Origin of the sequence: uncultured Tateyamaria sp. (assembly GCF_947494755.1) — a bacterium.
In the GTDB taxonomy this organism is placed as follows: Bacteria; Pseudomonadota; Alphaproteobacteria; order Rhodobacterales; family Rhodobacteraceae; genus Tateyamaria.
In genome coordinates, this window is record NZ_CANLVZ010000001.1 from 192,396 (window position 1) to 218,252 (window position 25,857).

Annotated in this window: 25 protein-coding genes and 1 tRNA gene; 15 read left to right on the plus strand and 11 right to left on the minus strand. The window is 59.6% G+C overall.

Features of this window, described 5'->3' with window-relative positions; genetic code table 11:
- Positions 1 to 156 precede the first annotated feature (156 nt).
- On the plus strand, positions 157 to 1,602 hold the full coding sequence (locus Q0908_RS00975) for a divergent polysaccharide deacetylase family protein (protein ID WP_299280574.1): 1,446 nt from the start codon (positions 157 to 159) through the stop codon (positions 1,600 to 1,602).
- 3 nt (positions 1,603 to 1,605) lie between these two features.
- Here the strand turns inward: Q0908_RS00975 and Q0908_RS00980 are convergent, their stop codons facing one another.
- The 7 genes from Q0908_RS00980 to fabI form a co-directional block, all read right to left on the minus strand.
- On the minus strand, positions 1,606 to 2,643 hold the full coding sequence (locus Q0908_RS00980) for a succinylglutamate desuccinylase/aspartoacylase family protein (protein ID WP_299280575.1): 1,038 nt from the start codon (positions 2,641 to 2,643) through the stop codon (positions 1,606 to 1,608).
- A gap of 42 nt (positions 2,644 to 2,685) precedes the next feature.
- Positions 2,686 to 4,194 carry an anthranilate synthase component I gene (gene trpE, locus Q0908_RS00985; protein ID WP_299280576.1) on the minus strand — a complete coding sequence of 503 codons (1,509 nt, stop codon included), beginning with the start codon at positions 4,192 to 4,194 and terminating at the stop codon, positions 2,686 to 2,688.
- Positions 4,194 to 6,038: a peptidyl-prolyl cis-trans isomerase gene (locus Q0908_RS00990; RefSeq protein ID WP_299280577.1), complete on the minus strand. Its 1,845-nt coding sequence runs from the start codon at positions 6,036 to 6,038 to the stop codon at positions 4,194 to 4,196. The genes trpE and Q0908_RS00990 overlap by 1 nt, the downstream gene beginning before the upstream one ends.
- Positions 6,039 to 6,113: 75 nt before the next feature.
- Entirely contained in the window at positions 6,114 to 7,289 is a 1,176-nt protein-coding gene (locus Q0908_RS00995; RefSeq protein WP_299280578.1) for an aminotransferase, read from the minus strand.
- Positions 7,290 to 7,356: 67 nt separating this feature from the next.
- On the minus strand, positions 7,357 to 7,872 hold the full coding sequence (gene gpt / locus Q0908_RS01000; RefSeq protein ID WP_299280579.1) for a xanthine phosphoribosyltransferase: 516 nt from the start codon (positions 7,870 to 7,872) through the stop codon (positions 7,357 to 7,359).
- A gap of 1 nt (position 7,873) precedes the next feature.
- Complete coding sequence (locus Q0908_RS01005) at positions 7,874 to 8,482, minus strand: LysE family transporter (RefSeq protein WP_299280580.1); 609 nt, start codon at positions 8,480 to 8,482, stop codon at positions 7,874 to 7,876.
- A gap of 3 nt (positions 8,483 to 8,485) precedes the next feature.
- Complete coding sequence (gene fabI, locus Q0908_RS01010) at positions 8,486 to 9,292, minus strand: enoyl-ACP reductase FabI (RefSeq protein WP_299280581.1); 807 nt, start codon at positions 9,290 to 9,292, stop codon at positions 8,486 to 8,488.
- A gap of 136 nt (positions 9,293 to 9,428) precedes the next feature.
- Here fabI and pdxH point away from each other — a divergent pair, with 136 nt between their 5' ends.
- From pdxH to Q0908_RS01030, 4 genes are all read left to right on the plus strand, one after another.
- Positions 9,429 to 10,034 (plus strand): pyridoxamine 5'-phosphate oxidase, encoded by a 606-nt coding sequence (pdxH, locus tag Q0908_RS01015; RefSeq protein WP_299280582.1) that lies wholly within the window; start codon positions 9,429 to 9,431, stop codon positions 10,032 to 10,034.
- Between the two features lie 119 nt (positions 10,035 to 10,153).
- Complete coding sequence (locus tag Q0908_RS01020; RefSeq protein WP_299280583.1) at positions 10,154 to 10,690, plus strand: cold-shock protein; 537 nt, start codon at positions 10,154 to 10,156, stop codon at positions 10,688 to 10,690.
- Positions 10,680 to 11,168: a DUF192 domain-containing protein gene (locus Q0908_RS01025; protein WP_299280584.1), complete on the plus strand. Its 489-nt coding sequence runs from the start codon at positions 10,680 to 10,682 to the stop codon at positions 11,166 to 11,168. Before Q0908_RS01020 ends, Q0908_RS01025 begins: the two co-directional genes overlap by 11 nt.
- 43 nt (positions 11,169 to 11,211) lie before the next feature.
- Positions 11,212 to 11,288: transfer RNA gene (locus Q0908_RS01030), tRNA-Pro, on the plus strand.
- Between the two features lie 83 nt (positions 11,289 to 11,371).
- Here Q0908_RS01030 and Q0908_RS01035 read toward each other — a convergent pair.
- Complete coding sequence (locus Q0908_RS01035; protein ID WP_299280585.1) at positions 11,372 to 11,788, minus strand: VOC family protein; 417 nt, start codon at positions 11,786 to 11,788, stop codon at positions 11,372 to 11,374.
- A gap of 112 nt (positions 11,789 to 11,900) precedes the next feature.
- On the minus strand, positions 11,901 to 12,242 hold the full coding sequence (locus Q0908_RS01040) for a hypothetical protein (RefSeq protein WP_299280586.1): 342 nt from the start codon (positions 12,240 to 12,242) through the stop codon (positions 11,901 to 11,903).
- A 654-nt stretch (positions 12,243 to 12,896) separates the two neighbouring features.
- Between Q0908_RS01040 and Q0908_RS01045 the strand changes: the two genes are divergently transcribed.
- From Q0908_RS01045 to Q0908_RS01060, 4 genes are all read left to right on the plus strand, one after another.
- Positions 12,897 to 16,568 (plus strand): vitamin B12-dependent ribonucleotide reductase, encoded by a 3,672-nt coding sequence (locus Q0908_RS01045; protein WP_299280587.1) that lies wholly within the window; start codon positions 12,897 to 12,899, stop codon positions 16,566 to 16,568.
- A 32-nt stretch (positions 16,569 to 16,600) separates the two neighbouring features.
- Positions 16,601 to 17,113 (plus strand): ImmA/IrrE family metallo-endopeptidase, encoded by a 513-nt coding sequence (locus Q0908_RS01050; protein WP_299280588.1) that lies wholly within the window; start codon positions 16,601 to 16,603, stop codon positions 17,111 to 17,113.
- Positions 17,114 to 17,558: 445 nt separating this feature from the next.
- The gene (locus tag Q0908_RS01055; protein WP_299280589.1) at positions 17,559 to 18,260 is read left to right on the plus strand and encodes a DUF6058 family natural product biosynthesis protein; all 702 of its coding nucleotides are present in this window, start codon (positions 17,559 to 17,561) and stop codon (positions 18,258 to 18,260) included.
- Positions 18,257 to 18,934 (plus strand): metalloregulator ArsR/SmtB family transcription factor, encoded by a 678-nt coding sequence (locus Q0908_RS01060; RefSeq protein WP_299280590.1) that lies wholly within the window; start codon positions 18,257 to 18,259, stop codon positions 18,932 to 18,934. Before Q0908_RS01055 ends, Q0908_RS01060 begins: the two co-directional genes overlap by 4 nt.
- A gap of 269 nt (positions 18,935 to 19,203) precedes the next feature.
- Here Q0908_RS01060 and Q0908_RS01065 read toward each other — a convergent pair whose 3' ends face one another.
- Positions 19,204 to 19,815, minus strand: a complete 612-nt coding sequence (locus Q0908_RS01065) for a TetR/AcrR family transcriptional regulator (RefSeq protein ID WP_299280591.1) — start codon at positions 19,813 to 19,815, stop codon at positions 19,204 to 19,206.
- 62 nt (positions 19,816 to 19,877) lie between these two features.
- On the opposite strand from Q0908_RS01065, the gene Q0908_RS01070 reads away from it, so the two are divergent.
- The 5 genes from Q0908_RS01070 (at position 19,878) to Q0908_RS01090 (ending at position 24,450) form a co-directional block, all read left to right on the plus strand.
- Entirely contained in the window at positions 19,878 to 20,948 is a 1,071-nt protein-coding gene (locus tag Q0908_RS01070; protein WP_299280592.1) for a homocysteine S-methyltransferase family protein, read from the plus strand.
- 44 nt (positions 20,949 to 20,992) lie between these two features.
- Positions 20,993 to 21,658 carry a hypothetical protein gene (locus tag Q0908_RS01075; protein ID WP_299280593.1) on the plus strand — a complete coding sequence of 222 codons (666 nt, stop codon included), beginning with the start codon at positions 20,993 to 20,995 and terminating at the stop codon, positions 21,656 to 21,658.
- A gap of 71 nt (positions 21,659 to 21,729) precedes the next feature.
- On the plus strand, positions 21,730 to 22,341 hold the full coding sequence (locus tag Q0908_RS01080) for a GNAT family N-acetyltransferase (RefSeq protein ID WP_299280594.1): 612 nt from the start codon (positions 21,730 to 21,732) through the stop codon (positions 22,339 to 22,341).
- A 60-nt stretch (positions 22,342 to 22,401) separates the two neighbouring features.
- Complete coding sequence (locus Q0908_RS01085; protein WP_299280595.1) at positions 22,402 to 23,907, plus strand: cytochrome c peroxidase; 1,506 nt, start codon at positions 22,402 to 22,404, stop codon at positions 23,905 to 23,907.
- Positions 23,908 to 24,066: 159 nt separating this feature from the next.
- Positions 24,067 to 24,450, plus strand: a complete 384-nt coding sequence (locus tag Q0908_RS01090; RefSeq protein ID WP_299280596.1) for a RidA family protein — start codon at positions 24,067 to 24,069, stop codon at positions 24,448 to 24,450.
- 429 nt (positions 24,451 to 24,879) lie between these two features.
- Here Q0908_RS01090 and Q0908_RS01095 read toward each other — a convergent pair whose 3' ends face one another.
- Positions 24,880 to 25,356 carry a sigma-70 family RNA polymerase sigma factor gene (locus tag Q0908_RS01095; protein WP_299280597.1) on the minus strand — a complete coding sequence of 159 codons (477 nt, stop codon included), beginning with the start codon at positions 25,354 to 25,356 and terminating at the stop codon, positions 24,880 to 24,882.
- 234 nt (positions 25,357 to 25,590) lie between these two features.
- Here Q0908_RS01095 and Q0908_RS01100 point away from each other — a divergent pair, with 234 nt between their 5' ends.
- Positions 25,591 to 25,839 carry a hypothetical protein gene (locus Q0908_RS01100; RefSeq protein WP_299280598.1) on the plus strand — a complete coding sequence of 83 codons (249 nt, stop codon included), beginning with the start codon at positions 25,591 to 25,593 and terminating at the stop codon, positions 25,837 to 25,839.
- The last annotated feature ends 18 nt before the right edge of the window (positions 25,840 to 25,857 follow it).

Consider the following 25,857-nt stretch of genomic DNA (forward strand, 5'->3'; position numbering starts at 1 on the left):
TCCAAGGGGGCGCATAGGGCCTTATAGTTGCGCGCATACATGCTCAGGCTTGCCCGTGACCGTCAAGGGGACGCGCGGTCTGGACGACGGGATAAAGCAGACGGCACGTTACACCGCAAAGCGGGGGCGGCCACAAAAACGGGCGGAGACAGCGACATGGCACGGGGATTTCTGAGCGGCTTGGTATGGGGCGGCGTGGCCAGTGTGCTGGGAGCCGGGATTGTGTCGGTCGTGGCCGAAGGGCCATCGCGCCCCGATGCGGTTGTCGAGGCCCCGACCGAAACCCGCGCCCCCGAGGCCGGAGAGGCGAGCACTGCAACGGCGGTGACCGACGCGGACCTGGCCCGCAACGCCAACGCCCCGGAAGTGGCAGAGCCTGAGGCGGACGATGTGGCCTCGGTCGCGGAGGCCGGATCGGACACCGCTGTGGTGCCTCAGACCGGTGCGGCGGACGATCTGGCGGGCCCCGCCGAGGCGACTGATACAGGCGCGGTCGATGTGGGAGATGTCGCCCCTGTGCAACCCTCGACCCAAGGGGACGCGCCTGTGGTGCCCGGCTCCGAAACCGAGTTGTCGATCTCGACCGATCCTGCGCAGCCTCCGGCCCCTGAAATGTCCGACACCTCCACCGCCTTTGCCCCCGAGGCGGACGTCGCGCCAGACAGCCCCGCCTCCGAAGATCCCGCGCCACAAGCACCTGATACGACCCCCGCACCCAGTGCGCCTGATGTGGCCGATGCCCCGGCTGATCCGCCCGCCGACGACATTGCGGCCCTGGCCCCCGGGGACGCGGCGCAACCGGGCCGCCCAACGATTGGTGAACCTGCGGGATCGCTGGTGGACCGCACCCCAGAGGTGCCCACGACCACCGACACCACTGCGGAGGCCGAGGCAAGCCCCTCTGATGCTCCGCCCATTGTGGCCTTTGCCGCGCCGTTCGAGAACCCGGATGACAAGCCGTTGATGTCCATCGTGCTGATCGACAGCGGCGTTGATCTGACGGGTGGGCCGGTTGGCCTCGCCGCGTTGCAAACCTTTCCCTATCCGCTGAGCTTTGCGGTCGAGGCGACCCTGCCGGATGCGCAGGCCCGCATGGCAAGTTACCGCGCCGAAGGGTTTGAGGTGATGGCGCTGATGGACTTGCCGACCGGAGCCACGGCGGGCGATGCCGAGGTCGCCTTGTCCGCTGCGCTTGATGCTGTCCCCGAAGCGGTGGCGGTGATGGAGGGAACCGGCGAGGGGATGCAGGGCAGTCGCGACGCCTCGGATCAGATCACCGATGCGTTGTTGGCCTCGGGCCACGGCCTCGTCTTGCAGTCCAAAGGGCTCAACACCGCACAGAAACTCGCGGCGCGCGATGGCGTGCCCGCAGGTCTGGTGTTCCGCGACTTTGACAGCGCGGATCAAAGTCCGACGGTGATCCGACGCTTTCTGGATCAGGCCGCGTTTCGCGCCGGTCAGGAGGGGGGCGTGATCATGGTGGGTCGCGTGCGCCCCGACACGATCTCGGCGCTGTTGTTGTGGGGGTTGCAGGACCGGGCAGAGCGGGTCGCGCTTGCGCCGATCTCGGCTGTGCTGACCACGTTGAACACGGCCCAATAAGCGTCAGATAATCTCATCTTCGTCGAACAGCGGGTCGCTGTCGAGCTGTACGGTCAATGCCTCGACCGTGTCCTCATCCGCCTTCGGGCTGAGGGCGGCCAGGTGGAACACTGCGTCGCCCTCGTTCACGACAGGCAGCACGGCGCGCCCGATCAGAATGCCGGGGGCCGGGGCCAGCAATTCGGTTTCGGCCTGGCCTGCGGGGTCCGAGACAGCGGCCAGCACATCGCCCTTTTCGACGATCTCCCCTTCGGCGCGGAAGGTGCGCAACAGACCTCCAACAGGCGCGCGCAACCAGGATGAGGCAAGACAGATCAGCGATGGGGTGCGGGCCTTGGCGATGCCTTTGGCGGCCACCATACCCTGATCGCGCATCACCCGCAGAATGCCCGCCAGCCCGACGCGCACCGCGAACTCGTCAAACCGCAGCCCTTCGCCGGCTTCATAAAGCAGCACCGGCGTGCCGCGCTCTGCCGCCTCGCCGCGCAGGGACCCGTCGCGCAAGGGCGAGGTCAGGATCACCGGCGCCCCGAAGGCCTGCGCCATGCGCGCCGTGGTCGTGTCGCGTGGTGTGACGCGGATCTGGGGCAGGTTGGTGCGGTGCTCGGCTGCGGAATGCAGATCAATCCCGAAGTCGCACCGCAACACGACCTCGCGCAGAAAGATATGCGCCAAACGCGACCCAAGCGAGCCGGATGAGGAACCGGGAAAACAGCGGTTCAAATCGCGCCGATCCGGCAAATAGCGCGAGCGGGCCAGAAAGCCGAAACTGTTAACGACCGGGACCACAAGCAAGGTGCCGCGCAAGGCGTTGATTTGCGGGGCGCGCAGCAGCCGTCGCACGATCTCGACCCCGATCACCTCGTCTCCGTGGACGGCGGCGCTGACAAACATGGTGGGGCCGGGGCGCTTGCCGTGAATGACCTCGACGCTGAGGTTGATGGGCGTGTGATCCGGCAGGGCCGAGACGGGCAGAGCGACAGTTGCGCGGGTTCCGGGGGCGACTTCGACGCCACCCAGGGTGAACGGCTCAACCGGCACGGCGGTCCTCATCGGAGGGGGTAGTCGCAGCGATCAGACACATCACCGATTGCCCCCCGCAAACCGCGCCGCATCCTCGGCGGCGCGCCGGATGGCACCGGATTTGTGCACCGTCTCCATGAATTCGGCCTCGGGGTCGCTGTCATAGACAACCCCGCCGCCCGCCTGGATATACAGCTTTTGATCCTGCACCACGGCGGTGCGCAGCGCGATACACATGTCCATATCGCCGCCCGCGCTGAAATAACCGACGCCGCCGCCATAGACGCCGCGCTTTTCGGGTTCCAACTCGTCGATGATCTCCATCGCTCGGACCTTGGGTGCGCCAGACACCGTGCCTGCGGGCATCCCGGCAAAGAACGCATCCAGCGCGTCCTTGCCCTCTGCCAATTCGCCCACGACGTTGGACACGATGTGCATCACGTGAGAATAACGTTCGACGATGAACTCTTCGGTGGGGCGCACGGTGCCGATGCGCGCCACCCGGCCCACATCGTTGCGGCCCAGATCGAGCAGCATCAGATGCTCGGCCAGTTCCTTCTTGTCGGCCAACAGATCGGCCTCGAGCGCGCGGTCCTCTTCCGGGGTCGCGCCGCGTTTGCGGGTGCCAGCGATGGGGCGGATCGTGACCTCGTTGCCGAACACGCGCACAAGGATTTCGGGGCTTGCCCCGATCACCTGAAAGCCGCCGAAGTTGAAATAGAACATGAAGGGCGACGGGTTGGTGCGGCGCAGCGAACGATAAAGCGCAAAGGGCGGCTCGCGAAACTCCTGCGTCCAGCGTTGCGCCGGCACCACCTGAAAGATGTCGCCCGCCTTGATATAGTCGCGCGCTTTTTCGACGGCCTGCATATAGCCTGATTTGGTAAAATTCGACACCGGGTCCGCCACGCTGCCTGCATCGCCCAGATCGCGGGTTTCGGACGGCATCGCGCGTTCCAGATCGCGCACCGCGTCCATGACACGCTCGGCGGCTTGGGCATAGGCGGCGCGGGCCGATTGCCCGTCGCTGACCCATGCGGGCGAGACCACGGTGACCTCACCCTTGACCCCATCCAGCACCGCAATGACCGAGGGGCGCAGCATGATTGCATCGGGCAGGCCAAGCGGGTCGGGGTTCACATCCGGCAGATGTTCGACAAGGCGCACCATGTCATAGCCAAGATAGCCAAACAGGCCCGCCGCGGCCTGGGGCAGATCGTCAGGCAGATCGATGCGGCTTTCGGCGATCAGATCGCGCAATACGTCGAGCGGGTCGCCCGCGACATCCTCGAACGCGTCCCCGTCATAGCGGGCGGTGCGGTTGATGGCCGAGGTCGTGCCGCGACAGCGCCAGATCAGGTCGGGCTTCATCCCCACGATGGAATAGCGCCCCCGCACTTCGCCGCCCGTCACCGACTCGAGCACAAAGGCGTCCTTTTGCGCGCCCGTGAGCTTGAGCATCAGCGACACCGGCGTGTCGAGATCGGCCGCAAGCCGGGTATAGACCACCTGATTGTGCCCCGCGTCATAGGCGGCGGCAAACGTGTCGAAATCAGGGATCAGCGCCATTAGGGAAAGTTCACATGCACAGCGTCCAGCGCCTGCTGGTTGATCTGTGGGCTGGCGCGCACGACGACATCCTCGGAAAAGATGTTGAACAACTCGGTTGCAACCATCTGGCCGACCTCAGCACTCAGCCCTTCGGTTTCGCCCTGCAGATCTTCATTCTCGGTCGCCGGGTTGATCCCGTCCAGACGCACGATCAGGACCGCGCCAAAATCGGGGACGACGCGCACATCACCCGTCTCCATCTCGAAGACCGTCGTCATGAACGAGGGCGGTGTGCCTTGGACAAAGGCGCTGCGGTCCTGGTCTTTTTCGATAATGGAATCAAGGGATTGGCTGGCGAAACTTTGCCCTTCTTGCAATGCGGGCAAGATCGCCTCGGCCTGTGCGGACAGGGCGGTTTCAGCCTGCGCGGCCTCCCAATTGCTGCGCACGTCGTCCTCGACATCCTCGAAGGGGGCCGGGCGCGGCGGCAGGACTTCCTCAAGGCGCATGGCGACAATGCCGCCTTCGTCGAGCGCGATGATTTCAGGGAAATCCTCAATTGTCAGGGCGGCGGCCGCGGCGCGGAAATCGTCGTAGGCTGCGATGCCTTCGTCCTGCGCAGGAAACCAGTCGATGCTGCCAAGCTGCATGTCCGTCTCGGTGCCCAACTCTTCGAGCGTGGCCCCCCCGGCGAGCAGATCGTCATATTCCTCGGCTGAAAAGGCGACCTGACGGCTGGCGGCATCCAATGCCAGTTCCTGCTGGATCTCGGCGCGGGCGTCCTCGAACGAGGTTTGTTGCGCGGCCAGAACACCATTCACGCGGAACAGTGCAGGCCCAAGGGCCGAGGGCAGGGGGCCGACCACATCACCGACCTCGGCGGCAAACACGGCCTCACCGGCGGCGTCGAGTTCAAGGCGGGATACATCGCCCAGATCGACATCCTCAAGGGTCAGGCCACGGTCCTGCACCAGCGCATCAAACGTGGTGCCGTTTACCTCAAGCTGTGCGGCGGCCTGATCGGCTGACGCCTCATCCAGATAGACCAGCCGTTCAACCAGTCGCCGCTCGGGGCGGTTATACTCGTCAGCGCGCGTCTCATATTCGGCGCGCAAAGTCGCCTCTTCGACCTCGACTGTATCAAGGATCATGTCGGGGAGCAGGCTCACATAGGTGATCCGCTTGGTTTCGGGCAGTTCGTAGTCGTCAATGTTCTCGTCGTAAAAGGCGCGCAGCACCTCGTTTGTAGGCGTATCAAGCGGGGTGGTCAGATCGCTTTGATCAAGGCGGACCCATGTGAAGTCGCGGGTTTCGCCCAGAAAGGCCACAAGCGTTTCGGCGTAGGTGTCGGGCATCGAAATCCCCGACATGATTGCACCCTGCAGGAGGGACCGCGCCACCTCGTCGCGCAACTGCTGTTCAAACTCCGCTTCGCTGCTGCCCGAATTGCTGAGTGCAAAGCTGTAGGCTTCGCGATCAAAGCTGCCATCAAGGCCGCGGAAGGAGGGGATATTCAGGATTTCGTCACGCAGGGTTTCGTCCCCCACGCTGAGGCCCATCTGATCTGCCTCGTGATCAAGCGCGCGGGCCCGCACCAATTGGGACAGAACAGCCTGATCAAGCCCGATGGCTTGGGCCCGTGCAAAGGTCAATTGGTTGCCGGTTTGTTGGCTGACGGCCTGAATCTCCTGCTGGAGATTGCGGGCATAATCCTGCACGTCGATATACTTGTCACCGACCTGACCCACGGTGCGGATCGTGCCGCTGAGGTTCGTTGCCCCAAAGCCGCCAAGTGCCAGAATAAGCAGACCCAAAAGGATCCAGACTGCGGTTTTCGAAAAGGAGTTCGTGCCCTTGGCCATGCGTGCTCTCTTGGGTAAGAAACGGGTTTTGCGTTGTCTATCTGTGCGCGCGGGGGCGGGCAAGGGCCGTTGCGTTCACAGCTTCAGGGCCGAGAGCCTTGCGTAAAGGTCGGCAATGCCACGCGCGTCGAGATTTGCGAAGGCGATGCGGAGTTGCCGCGCGCCCTCCGGCGATCCATCAGGCCAGAACATCGTACCCGGCAGGCACAGGATACCGGCCTCCTTCACCAATTTGGGCGCAAGGTCAGCCGAGGAGATGTCGAACGGGTGTTCGAGATAGGCGAAATAGGCCCCAAGCCCGAGCAGTTGCCACCCTTTGTCCGTGAGGGCGTCGAAGCCATCCGTGATGGCGGCGCGACGCGCAAGGATTTCATCGCGCTCGCCCGCGACCCACTGGCCGAGGTTTTCCAAGCCCCAGAGGGCGGCGTATTGCCCGATCTGGCCGGGGCAGATCGCGACGGTGTCGAGGAATTTTTCCGCCTCTGCCAGCCGCTTCGCCGATGTGACCAGCGCACCCACACGGTGCCCGGTCAGCCGGTAGGCTTTGGAAAAGGAATAGAGGTGGATGAACGTCTCGTCCCACTTGTTTTGAAAAAAGAGCGGGTGGGGCGCGCCCGTACGGCTGTCGAAATCGCGATAGGTTTCATCGACGATCAGCGCGATGCCATGTTTCTGCGCCAGTTTGAAAAAGGCCAGCACCAGATCGGCAGGGTATTCGACGCCCGCCGGGTTGTTGGGGGTTACAAGGGCGATGGCGCGAGTGCGCGGTGTGATCAGGGCGCGGGCGGCAGCGACATCCGGCAGCATACCTGCGCCAACAGGCAGGGCGACGGCGGTCACGCCGGTCATGTCCAACCACATTTTATGGTTGAAATACCACGGGGTTGGCAAGATAACTTCATCCCCTTCGGCGCACAGCGATGATAGCGCCGCCGCAAAGGCCTGATTGCAGCCCGAAGTGATCGCCACCTGATCCGGCGTTGTGTGTGCACCGTAATGCGCATTGATCTGCGCACTGAGGCCGTCGCGCAATGCAGGCATCCCCAGAACGGGCCCGTAAAGATGCGCGTCGTCCTGCGTCAGCGCCGCGTCGGCCATGGCTTGGCGCAACGCGGGCGGGGGTGGGTCGACCGGGGCCGCCTGGCTGACATTGATCAGGGGCCGGTCGGGCGCAAAGGTGGCCCCTTCAAGCCAGCGCCGCGCCTCCATGACCGGGGGCGGAAAGGTGGCGGCGGTGCGGGTGATCGGCATGGGGGCCTCCGTCTCGATGACGCCGGAGCCTCCGGCGATTTTTTGGGGAACTGAGATGAAGGGGGAGCTAATCCGTGCCGCGATAGGGCTGGACGTATTGCAGCGCCATGTCCCATGGGAAGAAGATCCACGTATCCTGACTGACGCCCGTGATGAACGTATCCACCATCGGCTCGCCCTTGGGCTTGGCATATACGGTGGCGAAATGCGCCTTGGGATAGAGCGCGCGCACGACTTCAAGGGTTTTGCCCGAGTCCACCAGATCGTCGATGATCAGGATACCGTCGCCGTCGCCCATCAGCTCTGTATCGGGCGATTTCAGCACTGTTGCGCTGCCTTGGGTCTGGTGGTCGTAGGATTTCACGGAAATCGTGTCGACGGTGCGTACATCCAATTCGCGCGCGATGATCATGGCCGGGGCCATGCCGCCCCGTGTGATCGCGACGATACCACGCCAACTGCCCTCATCCGGCCCTTTGCCATCCAGCCGCCAAGCCAGCGCGCGGCTGTCACGGTGGATTTGATCCCAACTGATGTGGAACCCTTTTTCGTGAGGCAGGCGGCTTTGGTCGTCGGCAGACATATTACTTCTCCAGAATCAGGCGCAGGCCAAGCGCGCCGAGTAGGGCGGCAGCGATGCGGTCAAGCAGGGGTTTGAGACTGACATAGCCCGCGCGCGCAGGCCCCGAGCTGAGCAGGGTGGCGAGCAGGCTGTAAAAGGCCAGTTCGAGCAGCCAGTGGTTCAGCACAATCAGCGCGACGTCAGCAGCCGCCAGCCCCTGGGGGAAGATGACCACGATGACAGCGGCAGCGAACAACATGGATTTCGGATTGCCCGCATTGACCAGCAGTCCGGACGCAAAGGCGCGCCCTTTTGGCGTCGGGGCATCGCCCAGAGGCCGCCGGGCATGCCGCCATGTCTGGATCGCAATCCAGATCAGGTAAGCCGCACCGCCGAGTTTCAGCGCGGTGTATGTCCATGGAAACAGGGTGAATACGGCCTCAAGCCCCAGAAAGGCCGCCAGCGTCCAGAGGGCTGCAGCGGTGCCAAGACCCAGACCCGTGGCCAGACCTGCCATCCGGCCCGAGGCCACCGTCATCCGTGTGATATAAAGCATCGCCGCCCCCGGTGAGGCGAGGGCTGCCAGCAGGACCACGTTGAAGGCCAGAAGGTCGGGAAGGGTCAGGCCCATCGCTTAACCCTTTGAGATGTCAGGGGCGTCGACCGCCTTCATACCAACCACGTGATAGCCTGCATCCACGTGCAGGTTCTCACCCGTCGTGCCCGAGCCGAGGTCAGAAAGCAGGTAAAGCGCGGATTTGCCCACATCGTCGATGGTCACATTGCGGCGCAGGGGCGAATTATATTCGTTCCACTTCATGATATAGCGGAAATCGCCGATGCCCGAGGCGGCCAGCGTCTTGATCGGGCCGGCGCTGATGGCGTTGACGCGGATACCGTCCTTGCCCAGATCCTCGGCCAGATATTTGACGGACGCCTCAAGCGCAGCCTTGGCCACACCCATGACGTTGTAATGCGGCATGACCTGCTCGGCCCCGTAATAGGTGAGGGTCAGCGCGCTGGCACCGGGCTTCATCATCTTTTCGGCGCGCTGCATGATCGCGGTAAAGGAATAGACCGAGATATCCATGGTCAGCGCAAAGTTGCCGCGAGTGGTGTCGACATAGCGGCCGCGCAACTCGTTTTTGTCTGAGAACCCAATGGCATGGACGACAAAATCAAGGCTGTCCCACCGCTCTTTGAGGCCTTCAAACAGTGCATCCATCGATGCTTCGTCACCTACATCGCAAGGCAACACGATATCGCTGTCCAACTGACCGGCCAATGGATCGACCCGTTTTTTCAGCGCATCGCCCTGATAGGAAAACGCCAGTTCCGCGCCTGCCTCGTGCAGGGTGCGTGCAATGCCCCATGCGATCGACTTGTCGTTGGCCAGACCCATAATAAGGCCCCGTTTGCCCGCCATCAAATTGCTTGCCATGTGCTGCGCGTCCCGTCCCCGTGTTTTATGACGCACAGCTTTAGGCCATTGCCCCAGAGGCATCAAGGGAGGGCAGTGTGGTTGAAGCGCGGCTGTGACAACGCTAGCTGTGCGCAAACCCTTTAGGAGTTGCGATATGGCGGACCGGGACGGAAAATTTGCAGGCGACAGCCCGTTTGAGATCGTGCGCGCGTGGATGGCGGAGGCCGAGCAGGCCGAGCCGAACGACGCAAACGCCATCGCGCTCAGCACGGTGGATGCGTCTGGCATGCCCAATGCGCGCATGGTGCTTTTGAAGGATGTCGAGGATGACGCCTTTGTATTTTATACCAACTACACCTCCGCCAAGGCGGGGGAGTTGGACAGCGCCAAAAAGGCGGCCTTTGTGATGCACTGGAAGTCGCTGCGCCGACAAGTGCGCGTGCGTGGCGATGTCGAAAAAGAGAATGGCCCCAAAGCGGATGCCTACTATGCGTCGCGCTCGCTCAAATCGCGGCTTGGGGCGTGGGCGTCGGACCAAAGCGCCCCGCTCGACAGCCGCGCCACGCTGATGGCAGAGGTCGCCAAGGTCACCGCCAAACACGGCCACAACCCCAAGCGCCCGCCGTTTTGGGGCGGCTACCGCATCATCCCGACCGAAGTCGAATTCTGGGCGGATGGCGCATTTCGACTGCATGATCGGTTCCGTTGGACCCGCCTAAATCCCGCAGAACCTTGGGAAATTGTGCGCCTGAACCCGTGAATTTCATGTGACATGAAATGCAATTGACTGTAAGTAAACAACTTTTTCGGGTTGAAACCGGAGTGCAAAATAGCGCAAGTCTAACACTACGTCATAGGACACTCAAAGAAAGACGCACGGTGTCAGATCACATCGAAGAGCCGGACCTGGTTGCAGGTACAGTCAAATGGTTCGATCCCGTCAAAGGGTTCGGCTTTATTGTTGCGACTTCCGGTGGCCCTGACATCTTGCTTCATGTCAATGTGCTGCGCAATTTCGGCCAATCCTCTATCGCGGACGGAACGGCCATTGATGTGCGCGTGCAAAAGACGGATCGCGGCGTGCAGGCGGTCGAAGTGGTGCATATCGTTCCGCCCCACCAGGAAGAGGGCTCCGCGCTGAGCGACATCGCCGATCTGGATATGGTCGAAGTGTCCAATGCGCCGCTGCAACCGGGGCGGGTCAAGTGGTTCGACAAGGGCAAGGGATTTGGCTTTGCCAATGTGTTTGGCCTGACCGAAGATGTGTTCCTGCATGTCGAGGTGCTGCGCCGCTCGGGCCTGTCGGATTTGCAACCGGGCGAGGCGCTCGCGATGCGCGTCATCGACGGCAAACGCGGCCGCATGGCGGCAGAGGTGCTGGCATGGGAAGCAGCCCTGAACCGCGATGACGACTAAAGCCCACGCGTTGCGGACCCGGATGGCAGCGGCTTTGGTCGCCCTTTTCTGGTTGGTATCTCAAGCGGCGGCGAATTGCAGCGACACCCAGGTTTGGGTCCGGGGCGACTTTGGCCAGGCGCGTTTCAATGTCGAAATTGCCGATGATGATGCGACCCGCGCCTTGGGGTTGATGAATCGCACCGAGATGGCGACGTCGGCGGGGATGCTGTTTATCTACCCTGCGCCGACTCGGTTGTCGTTCTGGATGCGCAACACGCTCATTCCGCTCGACATGCTGTTTGCCGATGAAACCGGCGTGATCCGCCACATCCATGAAAACGCGATTCCCCTTGATGAGACGCCCATCCAGGGCGGTGACGGGCTGACTCACGTGCTTGAAATCAACGGCGGGCTGGCCAGCCAGCTTGGGATTTCCGTGGGCGATGCGCTGCGCCACCCCAGCTTTGATCAGATGGACGCCGCTTGGGCGTGTTAGGTCTTTTCAATCGCGCAAAGCACGTCTAAGAGAGGCGCACGGTCGGAGCGTGGCGCAGCCTGGTAGCGCACCTGTTTTGGGTACAGGGGGTCGGAGGTTCGAATCCTCTCGCTCCGACCATTTTCAAAACTTTGATGTGAGACTGGCGGCGGCTGCGCTTTTCGATGGCCGTGTACGACGTGCTGCCGTTTGCGGTCCGCGCGCTAGTTGTCCCATCCGGGTTCATTTGGATCGCTGGAAAACAGCGCGATCTTGTTGCCCTGAGGGTCACGCAGATAACTGACATAGAAATGTGGGCCGTAGGTTGAACGGAAGCCGGGCTGCCCCTCATCGGCCCCACCGGCCGCGAGGGCCGCGGCGTGCAGGTCGCGCACGTGTTGTTGACTGCGCGCCTCAAACGCCACCATTGCGCCGTTCCCTGCCGAGGCGGGCCGCCCATCGAAGGTCGGCTTGACGTAGAAGTCGGGAAACATCGGGCGCTGGCCGGGAGGGACGGGCAGTGCATAGCTCAGCCCCTCGGGACCTTCCGAAAGCCTATAGTCCAGAGCTGGCAGCAACGCGTTGTAAAACCGTTTGGCCCGGGCAATGTCATCAGCACCGACGGTGACATAGGCGATCATAGGGGGCGTGTCCTTTTCAGTGTGCTGCGGTCTCGCCTCGTCGATACAATATTGCATCGAACAACACACGTGTCCTGTCACCGCCGGGGCGCGTTCAGAGCGTGGACCCGTTTCAGGTATTGGCCGCCGTTCCGCCCGTCGCCGCAAGCAGGCGATCCATGAGGCCATCGAGTGCGCGTTGCTTGAAATAGATGCGCCGCGCGTTGCCGGACTTTTGCACGACCTCGGCAAAGTAAGACAGTTCGACCACGAAGTTGCCCGCATTTTCATCCGTCGTTTTCTGAACCACCAGGGTGGGGGCCTCAAGCGCCCCGTCATATTGCAACAGCAGAAACGCGGCCACATCTGGCGGGGGCAGGATGCGGCACTGCAAAACCCCGGTCGAGACCTCACGCAAGACATCCCCCGGCGCGTCGCACGAGGCACGGAAGGCCGAATCTAGCGGTTCGGGCATTGTGGCAAAAACTGCGCGACGAACGGGCAGGTCTTGTTCTGAATTGACCGGTTTCTCTACATATTGTGGTGCGCAGGCGCCAAGGGCGACCAACAAAAAGGGCAAAATGGGTCGCATGAGAGGCCTTTGTGTGGGGGATGTGATCAGATGACCATATTTTCCGCAGCGCGGCAAAAGCTTTCTCCTCACAGCTGTGTCAACTGTGGATAACTTCACGTGAAGCATCCACAGGCCCATCTAAGTCAGCCGGTTTATTCGACAAATTGGGGTGGGGCCGGGGGATGGTTTTCCCTTGCGTCAATGGCGTGAATCGGGGGGTGGCGGGATCGGCGAATACCCGCCGGTTGGTCAAGGAAAAAGTTGCGAAAAAAGATTCAAAATTGCGTTGACGTCGCCCCCTTGAATACGTCACCTTGTGTGGGCCGGATCGTTCACCACAACATTTAGTGGCCAACACTAGGGGTGATCAATCGGGTACGAGGGACATAACATACACGCCAATTTAACCGGCTTTTCGATCTGCGTGCCAGATTTCCATCTGCGCACACCCGTATCGTCTTGTTTGTTTGTCCCGTCGTATCGGCACCACATGAGGGCCCCTGCAACGTCGGGTCAGTCCTTGGAAACGACACATGCTGGAAACGAGGCAGCGCGATGAAAATTGAACGTCAATTCACCAAGACCGGTCAGGACGCCTATGCCGACCTTGATTTCGTGACCACAGTGTCCGAGATCCGCAATCCGGACGGCACAATCGTCTTTCGTCTGGACGAGGTCGAGGTGCCCGCCAAGTGGTCACAAGTGGCCAGCGACGTCATCGCGCAGAAATACTTCCGCAAAGCGGGCGTGCCTTCCGAACTGGTGAAGGTCAAAGAGGCGGGCGTGCCGGAGTTCCTGTGGCGTTCGAAAGCCGCCGAAGGGGCCGAGATGGGTGGTGAGACGTCCTCCAAGCAGGTGTTTGACCGTCTGGCCGGTGCCTGGGCCTATTGGGGTTGGAAGGGCGGCTATTTCACCACCGAAGAAGATGCGCGCGCCTATTATGACGAAATGCGCCACATGCTTGCCACGCAACGCGCCGCCCCCAACTCGCCGCAGTGGTTCAACACCGGCCTGCACTGGGCGTATGGTATCGACGGGCCGGCTCAAGGCCACCACTATGTCGATTACAAGACCGGCAAGCTGACGAAATCCAAATCCTCCTACGAACATCCGCAACCGCATGCCTGCTTTATCCAGTCCGTGTCGGACGATCTGGTGAATGACGGTGGCATCATGGATCTGTGGGTCCGCGAGGCGCGCCTGTTCAAGTATGGCTCCGGTACGGGCACCAACTTTTCCTCCCTGCGCGGTGAAGGCGAAAGCCTGTCGGGCGGTGGTAAATCCTCGGGCCTCATGGGTTTCCTGAAAATCGGTGACCGTGCTGCGGGTGCCATCAAATCGGGCGGTACGACGCGCCGTGCGGCCAAGATGGTGATCGTCGATGCCGACCACCCCGATATCGAAGACTTCATCAACTGGAAGGTCATCGAAGAGCAGAAAGTGGCGAGCATCGTCGCAGGCTCCAAGATGCACGAAGAGAAGCTGAACAGCCTCTTTGCGGCGATCAAGGCATGGGACGGGGCGATTGAAGATGCGTATGATCCCAAAAAGAACGACGCGTTGAAAGAAGCTGTCAAAGCTGCGAAAAAAGTCGCGATCCCCGAGACTTACGTCAAGCGCGTGCTGGACTATGCGCGTCAGGGTCACACCTCGATTGAGTTCCCCACATACGATACCGATTGGGACTCAGAGGCCTACAACTCCGTTTCGGGCCAGAACTCGAACAACTCGATCCGCGTCACCAACGCGTTCCTCACGGCAGTAGAAAAAGACGCCGATTGGGAGCTGATCAACCGCGTGAACGGCAAGGTGCAAAAGGTCGTGAAGGCTCGGGATCTGTGGGCACAAGTCGGCCACGCGGCATGGGCCTGTGCCGATCCGGGCATCCAGTACCACGACACGGTCAACGACTGGCACACATGCCCCGAAGATGGCGCGATCCGTGGCTCGAACCCGTGTTCCGAATACATGTTCCTTGACGACACGGCCTGTAACCTGGCCTCGATGAACCTGCTGACCTTCCTCAAAGACGGCCAGTTTCAGGTCGAGGATTACATGCACGCCTCGCGTCTGTGGACAGTGACGCTGGAAATCTCGGTGATGATGGCGCAGTTCCCGTCCAAAGAAATCGCGCAGCGGTCCTATGACTTCCGCACCCTTGGTCTGGGCTATGCCAACATCGGCGGTTTGCTGATGAACATGGGTCACGGCTATGACAGTGACGAGGGCCGCGCGCTGTGCGGTGCGCTGACCGCGATCATGACCGGCGTGGCCTATGCCACATCCGCCGAGATGGCGGGTGAGTTGGGGCCGTTCCCCGGCTACAAGAAAAACGCCGACCACATGCTGCGGGTGATGCGCAATCACCGCACGGCCGCGTACGGGGCGAGCGAGGGCTACGAGAAACTGGCGGTGAAACCTGTTGCCCTCGATCACGCCAACTGCCCCGATCCACGTCTGATCGATCTGGCCATGTCCACATGGGACGAGGCGCTGAAACTGGGCGAAGCCCACGGCTATCGTAACGCCCAATCGACCGTGATCGCGCCCACCGGCACCATCGGTCTGGTCATGGATTGTGACACCACCGGGATCGAGCCCGACTTCGCGCTGGTGAAGTTCAAGAAACTCGCGGGGGGCGGTTATTTCAAGATCATCAACCGGTCTGTCCCTGCGGCGCTTGAAAACCTCGGCTACGGGTCGGCCCAGATCGAAGAAATCGTGTCCTACGCGGTTGGTCACGGCTCCATCGGGAACAGCCCTGCAATCAACCACACGTCGCTGACGGGGCATGGCTTTGGCCCCAACGAGTTGGCGAAAGTGGACGCAGCGCTCGAAAGCGCATTCGACATCCGCTTCGTGTTCAATCAGTGGACATTGGGCGAAGAGTTCTGCACCCAAGTCCTTGGCATCCCTGCCGAAAAGCTGAACGATCCGACTTTCGATCTGCTGAAATCGCTTGGTTTCTCCAAGGCGGATATCGACGCGGCGAACGACCATGTTTGCGGCACCATGACCCTCGAAGGGGCACCGCACCTCAAGGAAAGCCACTACCACATCTTTGACTGCGCGAACCCGTGCGGCAAGAAAGGCAAGCGGTTCCTGAACGTCGACAGCCACATCACCATGATGGCCGCGGCACAGTCGTTCATCTCGGGCGCGATCTCCAAAACGATCAATATGCCCAACGATGCGACCATCGAGGACTGCCAGAAAGCCTATGAGCTCAGCTGGTCCCTCGGGGTGAAGGCCAACGCGCTCTACCGCGACGGCTCTAAACTCTCGCAACCTCTGGCGGCATCGCTGGTCGAGGATGACGAGGACGCCCAGGAAGTGCTGGAAAGCGGCGCACCGTCCGAAAAGGCGGCTGTGCTGGCCGAAAAAATCGTCGAAAAGATCATCGTCAAGGAAATCGTCAAATCGCACCGGGAAAAGATGCCGCAACGTCGCAAGGGCTATACCCAGAAGGCGATTGTGGGCGGCCACAAGGTCTATCTGCGCACCGGTGAATACGAAGACGGCAACCTGGGCGAAATCTTCATCGACATGCACAAGGAAGGGGCGGGCTTCCGCGCCATGATGAACAACTTCGCCATCGCGGTGTCGGTTGGTCTGCAATACGGTGTGCCGCTCGAAGAGTTCGTGGATGCCTTCACCTTCACCAAATTCGAGCCTGCGGGCATGGTGCAGGGCAATGACAGCATCAAGAACGCGACATCCATTCTGGACTATGTGTTCCGCGAACTGGCCGTCAGCTATCTGGATCGCACGGACCTCGCGCATGTGAAACCCGAAGGGGCGACCTTCGACACGCTTGGTCAGGGCGAAGAGGAGGGGGTGTCCAACCTTTCCGAACTGAGCGAGACAGCGGCGTCCAAGTCCTTGGAAGTACTGAAACAAATCAGCTCGACGGGGTACTTGCGCAAGCGTCTGCCTCAGGATCTGGTGGTGTTGCAGGGCGGCATGGCCGAGCCAAGCGGGATGGCGGTAGACGCCGCCGTCGCCCTCGAAACCCTGGTGCCCGAAGTGGCGGTCAGCGGCGGTGTCGCGGTCAGCACGACGACGACAGCGGTCTCTTCGGGGTCAGTCGGTCTGGATGCGCGCACCAAAGCGAAAATGCAGGGCTACGAGGGCGAGGCCTGCGGCGAATGCGGCAACTACACCCTCGTGCGCAACGGCACCTGCATGAAATGCAACACCTGCGGCGGAACGTCGGGGTGTAGCTGATGGGGTATTCGATGCGTTCTATGCGAGACATAATGAAAAAACTGTCCTTGAACGGCGAGGTGCGCGACCTGCTGAGGCAATTTAATTTGAGTCCTCAGATTGCCAACAAGGCAGCATCAGTCAAAAAACTATCCGAGGGTCTTGGAGTGGATGTGCATCGTACCGACTTGCCGCGCGGCATGGCCGGTCGTTTGGTGCAGGACCCTTTCTCGGAGAGTAGTTACGCTATCGAGGTGAACAAGAGCCACGATGTTCGAAGCCAACGATTTACAGTGCTCCATGAATTGGGTCACTTCTTACTCCATGCGGATCGTACAGATTTCCTAGCTGAACCAATGCACTTGAATAGATCTTCTGATGAATTCTACTTCGATACTACTCAAGAGCAGGAGGCAAACGACTTCGCGGATACGTTGTTGTTTGGGGACGGGGCACTTGCGGCAGCTCACTCTCTTTATCGAGGCGATGTTCCTTCTTTGGCCCACTATTTTGGCGTCACTGAGCCGATGGTGAAAGTTGCTCTGAGGAAATTTGGAGTAGTTTGAGAGAGTTACGTGTCCCGGGGAAGGGATGCGAGGGGGTCGGGCCGGTTTCGGTCGGTCCGGTCCCCGACGAAGATAGGGTGGGGCGGTACGTTACGTCCCCCCACCTTTACACGGGGCGGGTGCGCTCGCCCCTAACGACGTTCAGGCCGCAGGCAAAAAAGTACCGGGCGGTTAACATATTGAGCCTGAACGGCGAAACTAACGGGGAGCGTTCGCGCTCCCCTTTTTTGTGGGGGGGCGATCCTGCTGCGGTTTACGGCAGCAGTTTCGATGCGCAGAGTGCAGGCTTTGACATGCCTAGACCGTTTCTCGACAGCGGACGTTCACGCCGAACGCAGCGAACGGAAATTTTGAGCCCAACTTGACCGATGCTGCGCCTTGCGCGAATGGCGGCTTCCGTTCACACTTCGATCCAGAACGAAGCATTTGAAAGACGATACTTGATATGGGTTTGCCAACAACCATCATCGAGGATCGCCACATGCTACTGAATTATCTTTACACAAATTTCTTTGAGGAAACTCAGTTCTCAGATGCCATCGGCACGACGACCGAAGACCTTCACGCGCTGATCGATGCAAAAGTCTTTCCCGCCCCATCCTATGTCTACGATGGCAGCGGTCGGTCGATGTCATTCGTCGCGGATTTCATAGACCAGCAAACATATCGCTTTCATCTTCGCGGCCATACTGATTGGTATCGCGACATCACCCAACTCGGCCTTGATTCCGAAACCCGTGCCCGAGATCATTTCTTCAGCCGATATGACCATGCAAAAAACGCATTCCTTACCAGCCCCCTCGGCGCTGAGTTGCAGGCACAAGCTCCTGCCGTCGCGGATCAATTCGATAAGGAACACGCCACCTCGACCTGGGGTCACTTCCTGAAAGGTGTATACGGTGTCTGCACCCGCGATGGTCGGCCGGAGTCTGTATTTCTAAAACAGGCTGGTGTGATGTTCATTGAACAGATGATTGGTGTTGGACCCGAGAAGCTGTCGCATGAAAAAACGGGCTTGCTTCGCCGCGCTGTCGACTTTCTTGACAGGGTGGAGTCCGACTTTGCGCCTCACGAGGCACCGAAAGCATCGCGCCAGCGTTGTATCGCAGATGTAAGGGCGCAATTCTTTGATATGAAAGCTGCATGAAAGAGGGACCAGACATCGCCCGAATTGCCGCGCTGATCGGTGATCCAGCACGGGCAAACATGCTGACGGCCTTGATGAGTGGAAAGGCTCTAACCGCTACCGAACTGGCAGCGGAGGCGGGTGTCACCCCACAGACTGCCAGTGTGCATCTGGGCAAGATGACAGAGGTACATATTCTTCAAAAGAGAAAGCAGGGCCGCCACAGATACTACGCGATACGCGACGAGAACGTGGCCGACGTCATTGCTGGTTTGATGGGTCTTGCTGAAAAAGTGGGCCTCACACGTACGCGAACCGGGCCAAGAGATGCCGCCCTGCGAACGGCACGGAGCTGCTACAATCATCTCGCAGGCGACATGGGAGTACGACTCTTCGATGCACTCTATGAACGTGGCTATCTATCGAGATCAGGTGAAGACTTAAGATTAACCGATGCAGGGCACGATTTTTTCGCAGATTTTGGCATCGACTTTTCAGCCCTGGATCAGAAAACATCCCCGATGTGCCGGGAGTGCTTAGACTGGAGCGCGCGCCGATCTCATCTATCGGGCAATCTTGGCCGTGCGATCCTCGATAGGTTGATAGAGCTGAACTGGGCTGCTCGTGATACCAACAGCCGAGCGATTATCTTCACGAAAAGAGGCAAAGCTGCATTCATCGACACATTTGGATAACCGGACATTGGCGCAAGTGCGGCGAATTCACACTTCGTCCCGCACTGCGTGAGTTCGTGTATCATGTGGCGAATGGCAGGTGTACGGTTAAGGTGGGGAATCTGATATTCTTACCGTACCAGTTATGTGAGACATGAAATCAGCCAGTTTTATTTGGTTCGCGCTTGGTCGGGGGCTGTAACACTGATCGAACCCCTTATGATACGATCCTGCCCCTTACCGTAATCGACACCTTAACGGGGGATCTAGCACTCAGCCGCACTCGACCCCTATTTGTCTGCAAACAGCAGTTTCAGATACGTACGAAACAGCATGATCTGCTCAGAGGCGTTGTTGTGCTCGCGAAGGGCGCGTTGCAGGACCAATCCGCCTTCTACCACGCCGGACACCATATCGCCGAGAGCGTCCATATTGACAGCTTCACGGGGCTCATAGACCTGCGCAATCTCTTCAAACATCCCCCGAAACCGCTTGCGCCAACCAAGGATAGCCTGCCGGTTCAGATCGCGCACGCCCTCATCAAACAAGCGATCCTGATAGGCTGTTGAGGCAATTACGCAGCCAGGATGCCCAGAAGGCATCTCTTCAAGCATCTCGGCCAAAAGCTTCAAACCTATGAGCATGCAATGAAGTGGGTCATCGTTGAGTTCGCGGGCGCGCGCAAAGAGATCATCATAGAGCGCGTTTTCGGCATCAATGTATCGTTCCAGCATTGCCCGGGCCAATGCGTTCTTGTCTTTGAAATGATAAAAGAACCCGCCGCGTGAGATTTCGGCCCCGGCCACGATCTCTTCGATTGACGTGGCCTCAAACCCTTTTTCGAGAACCGCCGCCTCTGCAATGTTGAGGATTCGGCTGCGTGTATCAATTTTCTGATCCATTGATCCCGTCCTGGCTGTACTGCGAGTCCAGTTGACCCCTTTTCTACGGTCCGATGCCGATCATGACGCTGCTTTCGACGCTGAAAATAAGGGCAAAAACAGATTCAGACAACCGTACCACGCGGCAACTATCTGCCCGATACAGCCTCAGGCTAGTCCTTTTGCATCAACTGCAATGGAAAACCTCAATGCGTATTCAAGAATTGACCAATGCCAAACGTTTCTTTCTCTCCGACGGAGGGCTTGAGACATACATGATCTTTGAAAAGGGATATGATCTTCCTTGTTTCTCAGCGGCGGTATTGCTCGACTGCGAACCGGGACGCCGCGACCTGACGGAGTATTTTGAGCGCTTCATCGGCATTGCGCGCCAATCCAATCGTGGTTTTATTCTGGATGCACCAACGTGGCGCGCCGGAACAGCTTGGGCCGGTCCATTGGGACAGACCCTTTTGGAGGTCATTGAGACGAACAAGCGTGCCGTTGCCTTTGTCTCTGACATCCGTGACCAGCAAGAAACTTCGAGCTCTCCGATCCTGATCAACGGCCTGGTCGGCCCAGCGGGCGATGCTTACGCGCCCGATACAATGCTCGCCCCTCAAGACGCGTTGCTTATCCACGCCCCGCAAGTCCATGCCCTGGGCAAGGCAGGCGTGGATATGATCAGCGCAATGACGCTGACTCATGCAGGTGAGGCCATTGGAATTGTACAGGCCGCCAAGGAAATCGACATCCCAGTCGTGATTGCCTTCACCTTGGAAACTGATGGATGTCTTCCGTCCGGTCAGTCGTTGGGCGATGCCATTGCCGAGGTCGATGCGGCAACCAACGGCGGCCCGATCTACTACATGATCAACTGTGCCCATCCGGATCACTTCCGAGATGTGATTGACACGTCTGAGGCATGGACGCTGCGCATTGGCGGTCTTCGCTCCAATGCTTCGCGGATGAGCCATGCTGAGCTGGACGAGGCCGAGGTATTGGATGCCGGTGATCCGGTCGAGCTTGGTCAACTCAGCGCGGAGCTTCTTGCGCTCCTCCCGAACATCCGTGTGATTGGTGGCTGTTGCGGCACTGATCATCGGCATGTGGGCTGCATTGCCGGGCACGATCACGCCCGCTCGGCAGCCTAATTTCTAACCACTCCCAACACCTTCTCCCTGAAAGGAAAACTCCAATGTTGAAAACACTTATCTCTTCTTCTGCCCTGATCTTATCAATGACCAGCTTTGCACAAGCGGACGCCCTGACGGCATTTGACGTGGCCGAAGATCATACCCGTATCCATATGGCGGCAGCGCCCGTGCACGAAAACGGGATGCCCGCGCACGGCAACGCTTTCGTCAGCCAGGGTTACATCTACCCCGAAGGCACACTTGCCGATGGTGTTGTCGGCGTTCAAGAAGACGGCAGCCCCGTTTTCCCAGAGCTGGTTCTGGGCACCTGGACTTGCGATGGCTACTTTGTGGGCGAAGCCGGGAACGCCACGACAGGTGTGTGGGTTATCAGTCGGCAGGTCTTTGCCTTTGATGACGGCGCAACGATCATTACGCAAGGCACTGAAATCGCAGATATCGGCAAGGCCAACCTGCGCCCCGTGACTGGCGCAACCGGCTCATACGCTGAATTTGATGGCGGTCTGATCCAGACCACTTTGGGCTTCAACGATTTCTGGGGTTTGAGCGCGACCTACACGTTTGAAGATCACCCGATGGACAAGGAAAAAGCCCAAGACGCTTCTTACTCTGGCCATAACCCCATCGATGAGGATGACCATCTGGAATGGGACTCCGGCGTGCCTGTCGGCCCGGTCTTTGATGCCAGTGTCATCCCGTCGATCTAAGGCCTGACGCTTGCGGTCGGGGCCGTCTCCCGCCCCGACCGCATCCAGCTATCCTCGAAAGGACCCTCAAAATGAACATTCAAACGACTTCTCTGATCCGCCAGGCAGATGCCTCTGATGCAGAAAGTCTGGCGAGGCTGATCAACCTCGCGGGTGAAGGCATCCCGAATTGGCTGTGGGCCCGCGCCTGCGTCGAAGGACAAACGCCGCTGGACATCGGCATAGAGCGGGCCAAGCGCACGCAGGGCGGCTTCTCTTACACGAACGCATTGGTCGCAGATCGGTACGGCTATCCCATTGGCATGGTTCTGAGCTATGCGATTACCGCAGCGCCCGCTGAGAACCCCGACGAATTGCCTGCGCCAATTGCCCCATTTGTCGCGTTGGAAAAACTGTCAGTCGATACTTGGTTTGTGAATGCTCTGGCTGTGTTTGCCGAAGGCCAAAATCACGGCATTGGTTCGCAACTGCTTGCGGCGGCAGAAGAGTTGGCGCAGGCAAACGGCTTCGTGGAAATGAGCATTCAAGTCTACAGCCAGAACAAGGGTGCAGTTCGGCTCTATGAGAGGCTTGGGTACCAGCTTGTGGCACGTGAACCGGTGCGTTTGCACCCGTGTCCGCCGTATTACACAGGCGATGTTCTGCTGCTCATCAAGAAGCTCAAGAACCAGCCGAAACCCTGAGCATCGCGCTCAACAAACAGCATTAGTTCCCAAATTTGGAGATTTCCCTTGGCCAGGAGAATGTCACCCCTATCGATATTGGCTACGTTGTCCATTACTGGCTTGGCCGCGGCCTTTGCAGCCCAAGCTGGTGAGGAAGCCCAGCTGTCTGTCCCACTTCCGCGGCCACTTGAGGACACGGATTTCCTCTATGACGGAGCACCTGCACCGTCGCTTGTAGAACTTGGACGGAACCTGTTTTTTGATCCTGTTCTATCTGGGAACGGAAACATTTCCTGCGGCACGTGTCATGATCCCGCCTTGGGGTCAGGTGATGGGTTGGCGCTGGGTATCGGTGAAGGCGGGGTGGGCTCAGGTTCGGATCGCGCAACCGCCGATCCTGTGACTGGCAGGGTGCCACGAAACGCGCAGCCGCTCTGGAACATCGGTGCGCGCAGCTATGTCTCGATGTTTCACGACGGTCGAGTCGAGGAATTGGATGGCTCTCACACGACGCTCGCGATCCGCAATCCAGCCGGGCGAGATTTGCCCAAAAATCTATCTGGTGTGCTGACGGCACAGGCGTTTTTTCCAGTCACTTCTCCAATTGAGATGGCAGGCCAATATGGGGAAAACCCGATTGCGGAGGCTGCACATCACGAAGATCGACCTGCGATCTGGAATATGTTGGCGCAGCGCGTTGCGACGCACATCAATTATTTTGAGATGATGCAGTTTGCTTTTCCGGAGATCACATCTCCCGACCAAGTCACCTATAGCCACATCGCGGAAGCGCTCGCTGCCTTCCAAACCGTCGCCTTTCGTTCGGACCAAAGCCAATTCGACGCTGTTCTGCGCACTGGTGAATTGTCGATCCTGTCGCCTGCCGCTCAAAACGGAGCCGACCTCTTCTATGGCAAAGCCAAATGTGCGGACTGCCATAGCGGACCGCTCCTCACGGATCATCAATTTCATGCTATTGCGGTGCCTCAGATTGGACCAGGCAAGGGCCATGGAGGCGACATGACCTACCTGCGAACGACCGGCCTGCCGGGTCGAACTGAGGACGAGGGTCGTTACCGCGTTACAAGCGATCCTGCGGACCTGTTTGCATTCCGCACGCCTTCCCTGCGTAACGTTGAACTGACTGGTCCTTGGGGGCATAGCGGTGCGTTTGATAAACTAGATGACATGGTCCGACATCATCTTGATCCAAAAACAAGCCTCACCGCATTCGATCCGGCAGAGGTGCTGTTGCCGCCTCTTGCAAGTCTTCAACGCCTGAAATCCCGGGGGTCTGGTTTAAGCTTTGCGCCGCTAGAGCCTGGTCGGCGTGCCGCCTTCGACCGACGGGACAGCTGGGTCATGCGCTCAAGCGATTTGCGCCAGCGTATCGCTTCAGCAAACGTCCTGACACCCATTGCGCTTACCGAGGATGAGATCCGGGATCTTATTTCGTTTCTAGAAACTCTGACCGACCCATCTGCTCTCGACCGCAGTGAGATGATCCCCATCCATCTGCCCTCCGGACTGCCGCCGCAACCTACTGCAGCGGTGTCAAAACAACACGTCTCTGAGACAGAGTGAAGAGGGGTATATAACGGACATTGGGATAGTTCTTGAAAGGAAACCGGCATTGTTTGCCGTAGCGCCCCCGACGCTCTATCGCACCTGACCTGAACCCTCATTCCAGCGGAGCGCTGTCCGCTTTTGACCGTAACGAAAACTCAGAAAAAGACGAAGACAATGATTACACCTGTGAACCCGGAGCACATTGCGCCGCCTGCCAGCCACTATACACATGGTTTCCTTATTGATGCGGGCGCTAACTGGATGACCCTTTCCGGCCAGTTGGGCGAAAGGGCGGACGGAACCTGCCCCGAAAGCATCGGAGAACAGGCCCAGATTGCGTGGGCAAACGTGTTGGCCGTTCTCGAGCAGAAGGCCTTTGGCGTTGCGAATGTCGTCAAAGTCACAAGCTATATCGTCGGGGAAGAGAATATTCCGGACTACGTTCAGGTGCATCGTGAGGTCGTTGGCGACTACCTTCCTCCCTGGACTTTGGTCGTCGTCGGGGCGTTAGGGCATCCGAATTACAAGATCGAGATTGACGTTACCGCAGCCGGGTAGGCGGAAATCATCCGCTATTAATATTGAACAGTGCGTTATCAATAAGTGCTTTTTGACAATGTGGATCCAGACGGTCGTCGCATAAGCGGCCTGCCAGCGAAGAAGCGGATTGAAATCGAGCTTCCAAAACCACTTTGAATGGCTGCTCTGGTGAAAGCCACTGCAGCGCAACAAAAAACTTGCCGCGACTGCGAATAGATGCTGCGCCAGCGAAGGCTGGAAAACGAATGGCGGCAAAGTCCGCCTCTTACCAATTCAGCCCGCGCAAAATACATGTCAGTTATTGAAGATTAGCGCAGGCAGCAACGCGTCCAGTCTGGGCTGGCAGCAGTCGTTTGGTTTGCGCCGAGCAAACCATAGTCGAGTGCGCCCCACAGCCTTTCCAACACTGCGGATTCAACACGCTGCGTTAGGCTAAGGCATCCCCCCTCACTCCTCCGCCAGCGTCATCCGCAGCCTTGCCCGTGCCCGCGCAAGTCGCGACATCACCGTTCCAAGGGGCAATCCCGTGGCGCGGGAAAGGGCGCGAGGGGAGGTTTCTCCGGCAATCACAAGGTCCAGCAATTGTCGCTGGGGCGTGGGCAGCATCGTGATTGCCGCCAGCGTGTCCGCGCAATCCAGCCGGATCAGCGCGTCGGGTTCGGTCATGGCGTGATCCTCTTCGAGCTCGTCCGTGGCCACGCGCCGCCAGTCGCGCCGCGCGCGGTTCGTGAGCGTGCGCATCGCATAGGCGTTCAGATCGTCGATGTTTTTCCCATCTGCGATCCGCTGGCACAGGCTGAGCAAGGTGTCCTGCACGATATCCTCGGCTTCGGTGCGCGAGCGGGCCAGGCGTCTGGCCCGGCGGGTCAGCATCGGGATCAGCGGCACGAGGCGGGGCGGGGTGTTCTGCATGGTGTGTGTCATGAATATAAGGTGCGCCTTTGCAGGCGGTCTGCCTAGCCCGGGGGTTTTTGCCGATCGCCAGAGGCCCCCCTTTTTGGGCAAAGCCCCGCCCATGTCTGAGGCACCAATCGGCGTGGCCTCGCGGGTTTTCAGATACGTGCCCTTGGGGTGGATGCGAGAGGCCCGCTGCGGCTCATACACTGTGAGGGCGCCACTCACGGACCCTCGCAATGCAAAACTCAAAGGGAGTTTCCAATGACCAAAATTGCTTCGCTGACGTTCATGGCCGCGCTGGCCATTCCTGCCCTCGCAATGGGACAAAGTGCGTCCGGGCTGGATGTGAACGGCGATGGCGTTCTGACCATTGACGAGGTTCAGGCCAGCTTTCCTGAGGTCACGTCTGACGCGTTCACCGCGATGGATCTGAATGCCGATGGTGCGCTGGACGCAGATGAGATCACAGCCGCACAGGAGGCGGGCCTGATGCCTGCCACTGACGGCTAGAGGGACTTGCTGACCCGT